Genomic DNA, 15,186 nt, shown 5'->3' with positions numbered 1-15,186 from the left:
TTACTGGCGTGGAACCAGCCTATAAGCCCGCCAAACGAAATACCCGATCACAACGGTTATGAACGTAGCCATAACCGGAATTGTCCAGCTAACCAGCCGGTCATGGTTATAAAATTTTGCCCAGATTGATTCCGCCTGTATGAGCAGGAATAAAGCAACCATAAGTGGCCGTATACTGGCAGTCATAAGGTGAATATTGCTCAGTTGACGAGCTACGTTTTCGGCTGTGCGCGGGCCGGGGAAATTCATAAAGTCAGGGGGAAGTTTTTCCGAAGCCCAGGTGATTCCGGCAATAAAGAACGCAACAAGAGGCAATATCAGTAACGTAGCGGGGTTGCCCCAGCGGTCAGGTTGCCCGCTCAGATTATAGTGAATCGCAATAGGCGTTGGTAACCAGATGGCACCAGCCAGAGAAAGAAGAGTTAAGCCGACTAATAAAATGACAGTCAGTCGGTTGGCGTTACGTTCGTAGCTGCTCATGTCCATATACTCCGGTGTATACAAAACTAGTAAAGCTACCTGAGAAGTGTGCAACAGGCGCCTGCCTACTGTTTGCCCTCTGTTGCACACTTCCCGTGAAGTCAAACTTACCAAACGGTTATCCTTTCAGTTTCGGGCTTGTACATTTTATCTCCCGGTTGTACAGCAAAGGCTTTATAAAAAGGAGTGAAGTTCATGAGCGGGCCGTTTACTCGCCATCTGGCCGGTGAATGCGGATTGGTGTTTACGTACATGCGCATAAACTCATCCTTTGTTTTCACACGCCATATCCGGGCTATCGAGATGAAGAACCGTTGATCGGGGGTAAAGCCATCCAGTTTTGTGGTGTCTTTTCCCTGCTCGGTCAATTTGAAGGCGTCATACGCAATGGCAACCCCGGCAATATCGGCGGTGTTTTCACCCACGGTCAGGGCTCCTTTCACATGCAGCGAATCCAGTACGGTAAACGAATTGTACTGGTCAATGACCTGTTGTGTCTTCGCTTTGAATTTTGCATAATCTGATTTTGTCCACCAATTAGTCACATTACCGACTTTGTCGTATTGAGCGCCCTGATCGTCGAACGAGTGCGTAATCTCATGGCCAATGACCATACCTATGCCGCCGTAGTTGAGCGCGTCATCGGCATACACATCGAAATAAGGGGATTGTAAAATGCCTGCCGGAAAAACGATTTCATTCATCGGCGGATTGTTGTAAGCCGTTACCGTTGGTGGAGTTGTAAACCATTCTGTTCGGTCGACCGGCTGCCCCACTTTAGCGAGGTTATAGAGGTAATCATTTTTATTGGCCGACAACTGGTTTTCAAAATAAGCGTCTCGTTTTACGTCGACCTTCGAGTAATCCCGCCATTTGGCCGGATAACCAATTTTCTCCGTAAAGGCATACAGTTTTTCTTTCGCCTTGGCCTTCGTGGAATCGCTCATCCAGTCCAGCTTGTTGATGCGGGCTTCGAAGGCTTTTTCCAGGTTATCGACCAGAACCGTCATGCGTTTCCGGGCGGCTTCGGGAAAATATTTTTTTACGTACAACTGGGCCAGAGCGTGGCCCAGCGAACCATCAACCGCCTGCGTCATTTCTTCGGCACGTGTTTTCTTCACCGCCTGTCCGGTCAGAATTTTTGCATAGACAAACGACGCATCCACAAAAGGCTGGCTCAAGAGCGTTGAATAGTTGGTCAGCGCATGTGCTTTTAGATACACTTTCCAGTCCGGAATGGAAGCCGATTTCAACAGTGTATTCAGCTTGCTATAATACGCCGGCTGCCCGACGTTGACTGAATCGGCCTTGACGCCCAAGTCATTTAACAGTGTCGTCCAATTCAAAACAGGCTGCTTTTTCGAGAGCGCGGCAACCGCCAGTTTATTGTAATTCGCATTCACATCCCTGAGTTCAATATTGGTTCGGTGTGCGGCAGCTAGTTGTTTCTCAAGCTCATAGGTTACGGCTGCGTTTTTGCGGGCGGTAGCGGCATCAGCCCCCGTCAGTTCAAACAGGCGGGTGAGGTAATTTTTATAGGCTAGTTGAATCGCACGTGTCGACGAATCGGTCTGGAAATAATAATCCCGTTCTGGTAAGCCAATTCCAGCCTGGTAAAACTGAGCAATATTGATCGTGCTACGTTTGTTATCAGGCCCTACCGAAAAACCAATGATGGACCCATCTCCTACTTTTTGCTCGTCGGCTACCAACTTCAACAAGGAAGGAACATCGGTCACGGCATCGATGCGCGTGAGCAACGGCTTAATGGGGTCATAACCACGTTTGTTGATGGCGGCAGTATCCATTCCGGAAGCGTAAAAATCACCCACCTTTTGTTCGATGCTTCCGGGCGCATTGTTGCTTGCCGAAATACTATCCAGAATTCCCTGAAGCCGTATGCGTTGCGGGAAATTTAAAAACGAATACGAACCTACGCCTGTCTGACTGGGTGGTATACGGGCGGTATCGTACCAGATGCCGTTGGCGTACATAAAAAAATCATCTCCAGGTTTTTTAGAAGCGTCTATTCCCGTCAGGACTACGCGGTTTGTATCCGAAACTTGCTTACAGGCTCCTGCCAGCAACAGCGCTAGAGCCAGATAGAATAGTTTTTTCATGGTTTGTAATTTGTCGGCAATGGTTATGAATGGTTTCGGCTTTGATGGTATTTCCAAAGCTAGTCAATAAGCGCGCATGGTTGCTAACAAAAAACTGGTTACCTCAGCCCGGTTCAGCGTTTGTTATTGACGTAACGCGGGGTATCGGGTTCGCCTGAAGCATCCTGAAGTTAGCTGGCTGCCAGTTTATTTCTAAAATAGCAGGTAGATGTTTGGAGAAACGTTTTTTGAGTAGGAGTGGAATATCTTTGAATAACCGGCAATGCCAGTCCTGTGGTCAGAACGCAGTCAATATGAAAACAACACTAATTGCTCTGGTGTGTGCACCGCTATTAAGCGCTCAACTCAGTGGGCAGAACGTAGTAAAAGCCTCATTCCCGGACGGAAGCCCGATCAGCAGCTGGTTTACAACGACCCGGAAAGTAAGCCTGGCCCAACTTGGAACGACGTATGTGATAACGGACTTTGGCGTGAAATCCGACAGCACCCTCGTTCAGACCGACGCAATTCAGAAGGTGATTGATGTTGCAGCCCGGAAGGGCGGGGGTGTCGTGGTGATTCCAAAAGGTACGTTTATGAGTGGAGCTTTATTTTTCAAGCCCAAAACTCATTTGCACGTAGCAGAAGGAGCCGTCCTGAAAGGTTCCAACAACATTGCCGATTACCCAAAATTGCCCTCCCGAATGGAAGGGCAGAGTCTGGATTATTTTGCCGCTCTGGTGAATGCCTATCAGGTCGATGGGTTTACGATTTCAGGAAAAGGGCTGATTGATGGGAATGGGTTACGATTCTGGGAAGCGTTCTGGGCCAGACGTAAGGAAAATCCCAACTGCACGAATCTGGAGGTTTCCCGCCCGCGACTGGTATTTATCTGGAAATGCAATAACGTCCAGGTTCAGGACGTAAGACTGCACAATGCGGGTTTCTGGACCAGTCACTACTACCAGTGCCAGAATGTGAAAATACTGAATGCACATATTTACTCGCCGGAGAGACCCGTAAAAGCACCCAGTACGGATGCCATTGATCTTGATGTCTGTTCCAACGTACTGATCAAAGGCTGTTACCTGTCGGTCAATGATGACGCGATTGCGCTGAAAGGGGGCAAAGGTCCCTGGGCCGATCGTGTGCCGAGCAACGGAGCCAATGCTAACATCATCATCGAAGATTGTGAATTTGGCTTTTGTCATTAGGCGCTTACCTGCGGCAGTGAAGCCATTCATAACCGGAATATTCTCTTGCGGAACTGCCATGTCAGTGAGGCCAGCCGGGTTTTGTGGCTTAAGATGCGGCCCGATACACCCCAGCGTTACGAGTACATTGCGGTCGAAAACATAAAAGGACAGGCGCATAGCCTGCTGTACGTAAAGCCGTGGACACAGTTCTACGATTTACAGGGACGCCCAGACGTACCGCTTTCGTTCTGTGACCATGTGAGCCTCAAAAACATCGAACTTCGCTGCGATACGTATTTCGACGTAGCTATTTCAGAAAACGACAAGCTCTCCAATTTTACGTTCGAAAACTTTGTGGTCGAAAGCAAAAACGCGGCTATCGATAAAAAACTAGTTAACGGGTTTACGCTCAAAAACGTACGAGTTAACCAGATAATCGTAAAGTGATCGACTGCATCCAGCAATCAACCGGTGTTGATAGAAACACCGGTTGATTGTATGAACCCGGCTCAAGAAACAGCAGACACGTACCAACTACTTTAGCAGAACGGCGGAATTAAGCGGGTGGAAAATCCGGATAAAGCAAAGCGTACGGACGCGATACCTAGCTATTTCGAACCAGACATAACATGCCACATTAACAGCTGTTTATGAGAGATCAGAAAACAGATTAACAGTTGAGCGAACAGAGCGTCAAAGTAAAATACATAAAAATTATAGAACAAATAGACATAAAAGTTCTTTATACTATACCCAACAGGAACCCTATTGGATTTCCGCAATTCTAATGCAAATTATGAGCAACGAGTTCAGGCAAGATTTTCAAACCAGTCAGTCAGAACAACGGCTTGCAACCACGGAAAAGATGGAGCCAATCGTCATTCCCGTTATTGAGGAAGAGCTGCACATCGGGAAGCGGACCGTTGAGACGGGCGTTATCAGCGTAGTCAAGCACGTATTTGAAGAAGCACAAACGGTTGATATACCGGTTTCTCGTGAAGAGGTTACCGTTGAGCATGTGGCTGTTTATCAATACGTTGATGAAGCTCCCGCTGTTCGTTATGAAGGGGAGACCATGATTATTCCTGTATTACGCGAAGTGCTGGTAACCGAGAAACGACTTCTTCTGGTTGAGGAAGTACATGTTACCAGACAGAAAATTACCGACCGGGAAACGCACGAAGTTATGCTTCGAAAAGAAGAAATAACGGTAAAGCGTACTGGGTCATCCGATGAGCGTCCGGCCTGAATGGCCTTCGTTTTAAATACAATAAGTAAACTAAATTCTCAACGTTTAAATCATTAACCAACATGGCACAACAAACCGTAGTGGGCTTTTTCGATAGCTCAAGCGAAGCACAAAAAGCAGTCGATGAATTAGTAGATGGCGGTTTTTCGCGCAGTAATATCGATCTGTCGACCAATTCGGAAAGTGATACCAATTCTCCCCAAAACTCATTGGATATTCCGGATCGGCACGCCAATACGTCGGGTACAAGGACTGAAGAAGTCGTGGATGATGTGAAAGACACAGGTGATAGCATTGGTGGTTTCTTTCGATCACTGTTTGGCGGTGATGATGATAACGATGAATATCAAAAACATACAGAAGTAGGCCGTCGCAGCACGATTGTAACCGTTCATGCCCAATCGGAAGATGAAGCCGAACAGGCAGCCGCTATTCTTGATGATAATGGAGCCGTTGACGTCGACGAACGGGCTGCTCAATATGGATATGGAAGCAGCGCGACGGGAGCCGGTACCGATACAATACGCGGTGGCACTACGTATGCCGACACAACGAATCGTGATCTGACAACGGACGCGGACACAACAAACCGCGGTCTGACAACGGATGCGAATCAGACAATCAAGGTGATTGAAGAGAATCTGGAAGTGGGCAAACGGGAAGTCGAGACGGGTGGTGTTCGAGTCCGCAGCCGCATCATTGAACGTCCTGTTGAAGAAAGTCTGCGGCTACGGGAAGAGCGGGTTACCGTTCAGCGTACGCCCGTCGACAGACCCGCAACGGATGCCGATCTGAACGCATTCCAGGAAGGACAAATTGAATTGACCGAACATGCTGAAGTGCCAGTAGTAACAAAAACAGCGAAAGTGGTGGAAGAAATTTCGGTGGGTAAGGAAGTTAACGAACGCGTGGAAACCGTTCGGGACACGGTTCGCAGCACTGACGTTGACGTGGAGAACCTTGGTAAAACCGAGACAACCGGGACGCCAGCTGTAACGACAAATCGTACGACCGATTACGATGACGATCTGAATACGTCGTCTACCAATCGGTAGAAATCGAGTGTACCCTGTGATTACGGATTCTCCCGGACGTAGCATTAATGCTACGTCCGGGAGAATCCGTGTTTTCGCCCTGTACCATTCGCTGTTTATGGAATCGACGGATTTTTGCATCAATGGCTAAAAAATGTATAGCCATGATGACGCACCGAAATTCGACTCGGATACGTATTGACTTCATCCCGTTTGTCAGTACGGCTTTGTTGCTTATACTGATTTTTGTCTGGATAAACGTACTCCAGCAGCCCGTAGTTATGGGGGTGACCGTACCGGCAGCCTGCCGTAAATATGAGCCAGTGGCTTACCCCAAAAAAGTTGCTGTGCTTGTTCTATTAGCCAGTAATCGGATTGGCGTTATTCAATACCGTCCCGGCGATAAGAGATTGCAGTTAGAACGTACCGATTTTCGGCCAGACGGGCTTCGTGCGTTGTTGAAACGAGAAAAACAAGCCAATAATGGTGATGTGGCTGTTGTGATAAAACCATCTCCGCTGGCTACGTTCAGAAACGTGAATGATGCACTGAAAGAGCTTAAACTCGCCGATATGGCGTACCGGCTAATTTCAGAACTGACTGCGAATGAGCAAGATATGATTAGACATTATGAGCAGATGTTTGCTCACCGATTGTCATTCAACGAGCCAGTATCGCTTAACATGCTACCCTACTTTTTCCCACTGGCGGACGATTAATGATAAGCTCAAAAGCGAGCCGAACATGCGTTTTATGGGTGATTCTGTCAACTCTTTTTATAATGAAGCTCAAAAGTGCGCTGTTGCTTCAGGGCAAAATTGACCAGCAGAATCAATACGGGCACTTCAATCAGAGGGCCGATCACGGCGGCAAAGGCAGCACCTGAGTTAATACCGAATACTGCCACCGCCACGGCTATACCGAGCTCGAAATTGTTGCCTGCCGCCGTAAAAGCCAGCGACGTAGCTTTGCCGTAGTCTGCCCCGGCCCGTTTGGAGAGATAAAAAGCCGAGAAGAACATAATAGCAAAATAGATCGTCAGCGGAATGGCGATACGTAGCACGTCGATCGGAATGGACACGATCAGCTGACCTTTCAGGCTAAACATGATTACAATGGTGAACAGCAGCGCTACCAGCGTAACTGGACTTATTGCCGGTATGAATTTCTGCTCGTACCACTGGCGGCTTAGCAGACGTGTAAGTAAGAATCGTGAGAATAAACCAGCCAGTAGGGGAATCCCCAGGTAAATGAAAACGCTCTGTGCAACCTGGCCGATGGTGATCGTTATCTCATAACCCTGCAGCCCAAATAAGGGCGGTAATACAGTAATGAATAACCAGGCATAAACCGAATAAAATAGCACCTGAAACAGACTGTTGAAAGCTACCAGACCCGCTGCGTAGAGTCGATCTCCGTTGGCCAGATCATTCCAGACAATTACCATGGCAATGCAACGGGCAATGCCGATCAGGATTAGGCCGGTCATGTAGTCGGGCTTGTCGGGTAAAAAAATTCCGGCCAGACCGAACATCAGCAGTGGCCCAATAATCCAGTTTTGCAGCAGCGACAGACCCAATATTTTGGTGTTGGCAAATACCCTGGGTAATTCTTCGTAGCGCACTTTGGCCAACGGAGGATACATCATCAGCACCAGTCCAATGGCCAGCGGTACGTTGGTGGTGCCCGACGTGAACCCGTTGATAAACGTTTGCGACTGCGGGAAAAAATAACCAATTCCCACGCCCAAAAGCATAGCCAGAAAAATCCACACGGTTAGGAAACGGTCCAGAAACGAAAGTTTAGGCATAATTGAAATCGTTTCGATTCGCTTTTTCTGGTTAATTGCAGCAGTCTGGTCCGCAGCAGGTTTTGGCTGATGGGTTGGTTCCTGGGTCGACGGTGTTAGCAATGGAGGCTGGTTTTTGTGCGAAAACGGTGATGCTGTAAATGCCCCGGCTTTTGTTGAGCTGTCGATAGTCATTAATCTCAGACGCTGTCAGGTAGTTTTGCAGTACTTCATCGGGCAGCGCAATTTCCCGTTCCTTTTGTACGAGTATATTGGTGAATCCCGCATCCTGCACGATCTGTAAATAAGCGTCTTTCTGAATGGCCCCCGACACACAGCCCACGTACAGTTCTGCGTCGCGCTGCAAGCCTTCGGGCAGTTCGCCTTTCAGTACGATGTCGGAAATGCTAAAATGGCCACCGGGTTTCAGAATGCGGTAAGTTTCGGTAAACGCTTTTTGCTTATCAGGAACCAGATTCATTACGCAGTTGCTCACAACTACGTCCGCCAGGTTTTCCGGTAGGGGCATCTCCTCTATGTCGCCGTACACAAACTCGACATTGCTATAACCCAGCGCTCTGGCATTCTTCCGGGCGCGATCAATCATTGCCGGGGTCATATCCAGACCAATTACGCGCCCTGTTTCTCCCGTCTCGGCACGAGCGACAAAACAGTCGTTGCCGGCCCCTGAGCCTAAATCTATTACCGTATCGCCCGGCCTGATCTGAGCAAACTGAGTTGGTAAGCCACAGCCCAGCCCCAAATCAGCCTCCGCTACGTATCCAGTCAGTTCGTCATACGCTTGCGCCATGAGGATGGGTACATTCGTGTCAGAACCGCAGCAGGAGGTGGGTCCGCAGCAGTTGCTGGCTTCGGATTGGCTCTGTTCGGCTATTGCCCCGTATTTCTGCCGTACCACTTCTTTGATCTGTTCAGCTGTTTCCATAATTCTGTTTGTTTATTGTAATATTACGATTAATATGGGCAAAAAAATAGCTGTCCGCTTAGCAGCAGGTGGCTCCTGCCACTGTATCGAGCAGCGTACCGAATGCCTGCCGGGCTTCTTCCCAAACCGCTTCGTTGATGCAGTAGCAAACACGGGGTGGGTTGATTTCCCCCTGAATAATACCAATGCGTTTTAATTCCTTCAAATGCTGCGAAACGGTGGGCTGTGCCAATGGCAATTCGTCGACCAGGTCCCCACAAACGCAGGCTTTCTTTTGAGCCAGCAATTGCAGAATGGCCACACGCGCCGGGTGAGCAAACGCTTTTGCCAGTTCCGCAATCCGATTCTGTTCCGCTGAGAATATTTCCGTTTTCGTGACACCCATAGCACAAAGGTACTATTTGATTTGTATATCGCAATATTACGATGAATATTTTTTGATAACCTGCTTTTATGTAAGACCAGTTCGCAGAGCAGGACCATGAAATTTCGGGGATGAACAGCTGGCCTGGGCATAAATGGCATAAATTCTTTACGCCCGGTCGAATACGCGCTTTAGTCGACCGCCGATAAAACTGCCGACAAAGGTTAGAATCATGGAGCCATAAAGGCTGAAAACCTCCACCTCACTGTCGGAATTGTTGGTCGGGTGATCCAGAAAAAACGTATAGACCAGCCAGATCGTCGCTGCCTGAACCAGGGCCAGAAACCAGCCCTTACGGGGTTCCAGCACACCCAGAACGGTTGCCAGTAATGTGGCAACCAGAAATGGTAAATGGGCGGCAATGGCTATTTTAATGCAATAGAGGAGTAAGGCACAGCCAGCCAGCGTTAGAAGCGTATTTACGAGGAGTCGACGGTTGAAGAATGAAGCCTGCATGGTTGCTGAAAATGTAGAATGAGTAACGGATACTATAGTCATTACTAGTTATCCATTACTCATTCTACATTTTTCAGTATTTACTGGTTCACATTAACGCTTCCGCTGCTAGCGGAAAGTGTTACCGGAATACCGCCACCATTTACGGTGCCTTTGATACGGTCTTTTTCGGTGTCGCCACTGAAGTTGTTGAGGGGAATTTTGATGCGGTTGCCGCTCAGGTTTAGGGTCAGCCCTTTATCGAGGGGCATTTTCACGTTGATGCTGCCAGCACTGGTGTTCAGTCGAACGTACTGACCCAGTTTGGTTATGCTGACGTCAATACCACCAGCACTGGTACTGGCGTCGATGCTGCCTGCTACGTTTGCCAGCCGGATTGATCCTCCCGACGTACCGGCTTTAAGATCACCGTTGATGTCTTCACCGCGTACGCTGCCGCCACTAGTTTGTGCGTCAACACTGCCTTTCAGATCGCTCAGGCTGATGCTGCCCCCCGATGTATGCAGGCGCATTTTTCCTGATGAGGATTTGGCTTCGATTGATCCGCCGGAGGTTTGCAGATCGAGTTCGCCCGAGGTTCCGGCCTGGCAGCGGTCGAGGTGAATGCTGCCGCCCGAGGTTTGCCCGTTCACATCGCCCTGAATATCGCTCATGTGCAGGCTGCCGCCACTGGTACGGAATTTTTGTGAACCGGCCAGGGAGGCCAGGTGAATGCTGCCGCCCGACGTACGCAGATCGGTGGTAACCTTACGTGGAGTGTAAAATTTGAAACCGATGCTCAGCGAGCGTTTCCAGTCGCGATCGTTGTTCCGACGTTTGGCTGTTGCTACGATGGTGCTGCCTTCCTGAGCGATGGTGATGTCATAATCTTTTAGGCGCTCTTCAATTTCGGCTTTGTCGAGATTGTTGTTGCCATTGTTGCCACGTACATACATCTCTACTTTGGCATTCATGTCGGTGCCTCCTTCGACACTGAGGCTACCGCCCGATGTTTCGGCCCGAACGGCACTGATATTTCCCGAAAAGGTTTTGGTCAGATAAGGCGTATCACGGTCGTCGGTGGGTTTCGTCGCGAAAGCAGTTAAAGAAATAGTTGCTACGCCCAGTAAAGTCAGGAAGAATTGATTTCGTTTCATGTGGTTCGTCTGGTTATGTAAACTAAAGATGCAATTCGTTTCGGGAAGGTTGCACAGAAGTCGTGTGTTTTTCAATTTCTGTTGGTCAAGTACTGTGCCAATAATGGTAAATAACTGATAGCGAGAGATTTATCTTGAATAGCTTGCCGCTAGTTGTCCGGTAATGGACGTAGTTTGTTCAGGGGCGGACAGCGTAGCAAACGTCTTTCTGCTATTTACCGGACCGTTATTTCCACGCGTCGGTTTTTGCTCCGTTCGCTTTCAACCGCATTGTCAGCCAGTGGATATTTACCGCCAAAACCTTCGGTCGTGATACGGTCGTCGGCAATACCCCGGCGCACCAGATACGTAGCCACCACTTTGGCACGCTGCTCCGAAAGCGCCAGATTCAGCCGCGAATCGCCGACATTGTCGGTATGGCCTACGATATGAATATGCCATTGCGGATTCGTTTCCATAGCCCGAACGAGTTTGTTCAGCTCCACCGACGATTCGGGCAGCAATACGTAACTGCTTTGTTCAAACTGAACATGATGCAGGATGAACGTAATCCCCGGCTTAATATCAGGTAGTTGTTCTGCCGTGGATGTGCGGGTGGGTATTGAGCGCGTCGCTACCGTGTCGCTGATAATCGTTCGGTTCGTCGTCGATGGTTTAACCGATGGCTTAGGGATTACGCTGGCTGCACGTTTGGAGACAGTAGGTTTCGGCGAAACTGGTGCTACTGTTGTAGGTTTGGCAACCACCACGCTGGGTTTCGGCGGTATGGCAGCAGGCGCTGCTTTTTGAAAGAAATACTGCGACATTATAGGCTCACCAGCCATGACAAACGGGTTCTCTATGGCCTGTCGTTTGTCCGGCCGTTGCCAGTAAAGCTGAATTTCGCCCTCCAGCAGATCGTTGAAAAAATCTACCCGTAAATCGTAATACTGTCCGCCTTTCAGGATTACGCTGCCACTAAAGTCTCGGGAATCGTTCAGTTGCCAGGAGTCCAGCACTTTTTTGTTGCCAACCCAAACCCGGATGCCGTCGTCTACTTTAGCGAAAAAGTCGTATTTCCCGGTAACGGGTGCCAATAGTTTACCAGTCCAGCGTATCGAATAATAGGACGTAGGAACACCCGGTGCTGGATTCCGGCCACGCCAGTTAAAATAAATTGTCGGGTCGATGCGGGTGAAAACCTTGCGTTCGAAGTTCGTGCCGACGTAATACTCGCCCTTAAGACCCGACTGTGCCCAGCCCTGTTGCACCGCCAGAGAAAACATCACCCACCCAATTATACGTATCAATTTCATGAGCTGGCTTGATAACGAGAGTATAAACTAAGTTACGCTAACTTCCCGAAAATGCCGAGCTTTCAGAAGGTTAAAATCTTGCCCCCATGTCATTCGGTCTTTAAGGCGCTGGCCGGGTTCATCAGAGCCGCTTTCAGGGATTCATAACCTACCGTCAGGACCGTAATGAGCGTGGTCGTGAGTAGCGTAATCCCAAAAATCCACCAGCTGAACTGGATGCGGTACACGTAGCTTTTTAGCCAGCCATTCATCAGAAACCAGCCGATGGGAGCAGCCAGCAAAAAGCCAATGATCAGCAGACGGCTAAACTCCCGTCCGAACAGCCACATAAGCTCATTGGTAGTAGCACCGAGTACCTTCCGGACGCCAATTTCTTTTGTTTTTGCTTCGGCAATAAACGCCACCAGTCCATAAAGTCCCAGGCAGCCGATCAGAATGGCAATGAGGGAAAATACTTCCGCCAGCCCCAGCAGAATCCGTTCGGTCAGATAAAATTGATTGAGCAGATTATCGACAAAATCGGCCTTGAAAACATGCTCCGGGAATAGCTGATTCCAACTGGTTTCCACCGATTTAACCGTTTCGGTCAGATTCCCCGGATTGAGCTTCAGGGCAGCCATGTGGTTCTCCCGGTAGTAGTTCAGAATCGTTGTCGGTGGGATGGCTTCGCGTAGCTCACTGATATGAAAATCGTTCACGACGCCGACAATGGTTTTCGTGCCGCCCCATACGGTAAGCCGTTTTCCCAGAATCTCCGTCGGTGTCCGTAAGCCCAGTTGTTTCACCATCGTTGCATTGACGAGGGCTTCGCTGTCGGCTGTGTCGTTGTTCATGAAATTGCGGCCAGCCAGTAATTTAATGCCAAAGAGCGGTACGTAATTCTTGTCACCAACTTTAACCGTAGTCGGAAATTTTTCGGGTTGTGTATGGGTATCGTACGTGAACGGAATGGGTATGCGCCGATGCGAAGCGGGTGGTTCAACGCCCAGCGCAACCTGCTCTACGCCGGCTATTTGTTCTAACTGGCTACGTAGTACGTCCTGCTTCAGCGCGTTGTCGGTGGGTACGGGTATGGTGAGAATGGCTTCTTTTTGGAAACCCATATCTGTCTGCTGCATGTGCCGTACCTGCAGCATCATCACCAGTACACCGATGATAAACAGCTGGGTAATGAAAAACTGGACGATCACCAGCCCCCGTCGTACGGATACGCTGCCGACCTGCTTTGCGGTCAACTGCCCATAACCAGTACGTAGTGCCGCCACTGGATTGAAGCGGGCCAGCACCAGCGACGGATAAAGACCCGCCAGTAAAATCACTCCTGCCACCAGACTTACAAACCACGGCCAGGCATTCGGTTTGACCAGATCAAGAATCGACATATCGGCGTGTAGCATGGCCAGCGCCTGGTTCAGCAGCGGCAAACTCAGCTGAGCCAGCAGCAGGGAGATCAGGACAGCCGCCAGCGTAATTAGGGCCGTTTCGGTCATGAACTGACCAATCAACTGCCTGCGTGAGCTGCCCGCTACTTTCCGGACCCCAACTTCCTTCGACCGTTTCAGAGCATAAGCCGTCGCCAGATTGATGAAGTTTATGCAGGCAGCCATAACCAGAAACAGGCCGACAACGACCAGCGCATAAAGAATTGGACGCGGAGCCTGCCCGCCGTATTGCGGATTGTGGTTCAGGTCATCGAGCGTTAGCGCATGGAAATCCAGTTTTTTTGCTTCCTGCGGATTCAAATACTTCTGTCGGATAGCACTCAAGCCCTTAACCAGTCGGTCAACGGGCGTACCGGGGCGCAGACTGGCAAAACATACCGTGCTGACGCTTTCCCAGTTTTGCATCGCCTGTTTCCCCTGACTGCCGAGTAAGGCCGGAACCGTAGCGTAGGAAATAAAGGCATCGTAATGCAGCTTCGTATTGGAAGGCAAGTTTTTGATCAGGCCAGTCACCGTCAGATCGGCCTGGTTATCAAAGCGTAGCCGCTGCCCGATGGGATTTGCCGAGCCAAAATATTTTTGGGCGTACCGTTCCGAAAGAACCACGGTGTTGGGCGCTGACAGTGCTGTTTTCGGATTGCCGCTGATCCATTCTGTATCGAATACCTCGAAAAATTGAGGTTCGGTAAAACACAAATTGCGCGACTCCTCGAACTTCTTTGAATACCCACCTTTCCCGTCTGGTACGCCGATGATGCGGCCGAATATATTTTCAAGCCGCACTACGCTCTCCACGAACGAGAAATCACGTCGGAGAATCTCGCCCAATGGCCGGGGCGTAGCGTCGGTCGGAACCACGTTGTCCTGTCGAATATCTGTAACGACCCAGTACGTTCGGTCGGCTTTGGCATGGTATCGGTCAAAGCTGAACATATAGCTCACCAACAAAAAAATGACGATGCCGCAGGCCAGACCAATGGCCAGTCCGATAATGCTGACCGCGCTAACCCTGCGATTGCGCCAGAGATTACGCAGAGCGATTTTGACAAAGTTTCGGAACATACCCGTACGTTTTTACAAAGGTTTAGACCAGGCTAAGCAGGACGTAGCAAATATATAATTTTCTTATATATAAAGAATAGAGGTATGTATTTTTAAAAACAATACTGCTTTGAACCGCTGTGAGCGTGGACCATCTCACCCGTATGAGAGTTCGTCCGACGCTGTCAGCGATTCAAAGCAGTTGTAATCAGTGCGGAAGAAAACCGTACTTATCGAGTTCTCAGCAACGTTCGTTGTTTAACCAGATCTTCTTTCTTCACAAACGTAATAGGAACAAACTCATCGGTTGGCGAACCGATGTAATAGAGTGTCCAGTCCTGGTCGTAATCGGCCAGCAATTGACGAATGCACTCGACCCGGTCGAAAGTCGGCACATGGCAATCGCCCCAGTAGAACAGTTCGACTCGATAATGTAGCGCTTGTTTCTGACCATTGATGGTCACGTCGATTTCGATATCCTGTTTGCCAGGCAACGAAGAGATGGGAATGGCGATGTACGACATAGCTTTAGAAAAGGAATAGTAACAAACAAGTAAACTCTTATTACTAAGGCAGATCAGAAGGGCGGGGAATTCGGG

Annotated in this window: 13 protein-coding genes and 1 pseudogene; 4 read left to right on the top strand and 10 right to left on the bottom strand. The window is 49.3% G+C overall.

Translation table 11 applies throughout. The features are described from left to right. Together LN737_RS28975 and LN737_RS28970 are read right to left on the bottom strand one after the other, a co-directional pair. Complete coding sequence (locus LN737_RS28975; protein ID WP_405514450.1) at window positions 1-534, bottom strand: DUF1648 domain-containing protein; 534 nt, start codon at window positions 532-534, stop codon at window positions 1-3. A gap of 53 nt (window positions 535-587) precedes the next feature. Then, complete coding sequence (locus tag LN737_RS28970; RefSeq protein WP_405514448.1) at window positions 588-2,600, bottom strand: M13 family metallopeptidase; 2,013 nt, start codon at window positions 2,598-2,600, stop codon at window positions 588-590. Window positions 2,601-2,893: 293 nt separating this feature from the next. Here LN737_RS28970 and LN737_RS28965 point away from each other — a divergent pair. The 4 genes and pseudogenes from LN737_RS28965 to LN737_RS28950 all read left to right on the top strand — a co-directional run bounded on the left by LN737_RS28965 (window position 2,894) and on the right by LN737_RS28950 (window position 6,777). Next, window positions 2,894-4,222, top strand: a pseudogene (locus tag LN737_RS28965) (glycoside hydrolase family 28 protein). A gap of 418 nt (window positions 4,223-4,640) precedes the next feature. Continuing rightward, window positions 4,641-5,024, top strand: a complete 384-nt coding sequence (locus LN737_RS28960) for a YsnF/AvaK domain-containing protein (RefSeq protein ID WP_405514446.1) — start codon at window positions 4,641-4,643, stop codon at window positions 5,022-5,024. Between the two features lie 62 nt (window positions 5,025-5,086). Then, window positions 5,087-6,079, top strand: coding sequence for a YsnF/AvaK domain-containing protein (locus LN737_RS28955; RefSeq protein WP_405514444.1), 993 nt, complete (start codon window positions 5,087-5,089; stop codon window positions 6,077-6,079). Between the two features lie 143 nt (window positions 6,080-6,222). Next, window positions 6,223-6,777 (top strand): biopolymer transporter ExbD, encoded by a 555-nt coding sequence (locus LN737_RS28950; RefSeq protein WP_405514442.1) that lies wholly within the window; start codon window positions 6,223-6,225, stop codon window positions 6,775-6,777. A 47-nt stretch (window positions 6,778-6,824) separates the two neighbouring features. On the opposite strand, the gene arsB is transcribed toward LN737_RS28950, so the two are convergent. The 8 genes from arsB to LN737_RS28910 all read right to left on the bottom strand — a co-directional run bounded on the left by arsB (window position 6,825) and on the right by LN737_RS28910 (window position 15,111). Next, a complete protein-coding gene (arsB, locus tag LN737_RS28945) occupies window positions 6,825-7,868 on the bottom strand; it encodes an ACR3 family arsenite efflux transporter (protein ID WP_405514441.1) in 1,044 nt (347 codons plus the stop codon). A 31-nt stretch (window positions 7,869-7,899) separates the two neighbouring features. Further along, a complete protein-coding gene (locus LN737_RS28940) occupies window positions 7,900-8,793 on the bottom strand; it encodes an arsenite methyltransferase (protein ID WP_405514439.1) in 894 nt (297 codons plus the stop codon). Between the two features lie 58 nt (window positions 8,794-8,851). After that, entirely contained in the window at window positions 8,852-9,178 is a 327-nt protein-coding gene (locus LN737_RS28935; RefSeq protein ID WP_405514437.1) for a helix-turn-helix transcriptional regulator, read from the bottom strand. 147 nt (window positions 9,179-9,325) lie between these two features. Beyond that, window positions 9,326-9,715 carry a hypothetical protein gene (locus tag LN737_RS28930; protein ID WP_405514435.1) on the bottom strand — a complete coding sequence of 130 codons (390 nt, stop codon included), beginning with the start codon at window positions 9,713-9,715 and terminating at the stop codon, window positions 9,326-9,328. Between the two features lie 38 nt (window positions 9,716-9,753). After that, a complete protein-coding gene (locus tag LN737_RS28925) occupies window positions 9,754-10,809 on the bottom strand; it encodes a DUF4097 family beta strand repeat-containing protein (RefSeq protein WP_405514433.1) in 1,056 nt (351 codons plus the stop codon). Between the two features lie 215 nt (window positions 10,810-11,024). Continuing rightward, entirely contained in the window at window positions 11,025-12,104 is a 1,080-nt protein-coding gene (locus tag LN737_RS28920; RefSeq protein ID WP_405514431.1) for an OmpA family protein, read from the bottom strand. A gap of 89 nt (window positions 12,105-12,193) precedes the next feature. Next, window positions 12,194-14,608 (bottom strand): ABC transporter permease, encoded by a 2,415-nt coding sequence (locus LN737_RS28915; protein ID WP_405514429.1) that lies wholly within the window; start codon window positions 14,606-14,608, stop codon window positions 12,194-12,196. Window positions 14,609-14,817: 209 nt separating this feature from the next. After that, window positions 14,818-15,111, bottom strand: a complete 294-nt coding sequence (locus LN737_RS28910; protein WP_405514427.1) for a hypothetical protein — start codon at window positions 15,109-15,111, stop codon at window positions 14,818-14,820. Between the last annotated feature and the right edge of the window lie 75 nt (window positions 15,112-15,186).

The organism is Spirosoma sp. KNUC1025 (genome assembly GCF_045160025.1).
In the GTDB taxonomy this organism is placed as follows: domain Bacteria; phylum Bacteroidota; class Bacteroidia; order Cytophagales; family Spirosomataceae; genus Spirosoma.
The sequence above is the reverse complement of the archived record's forward strand: the minus strand, read 5'-3'. Positions and strand labels throughout refer to the sequence as shown.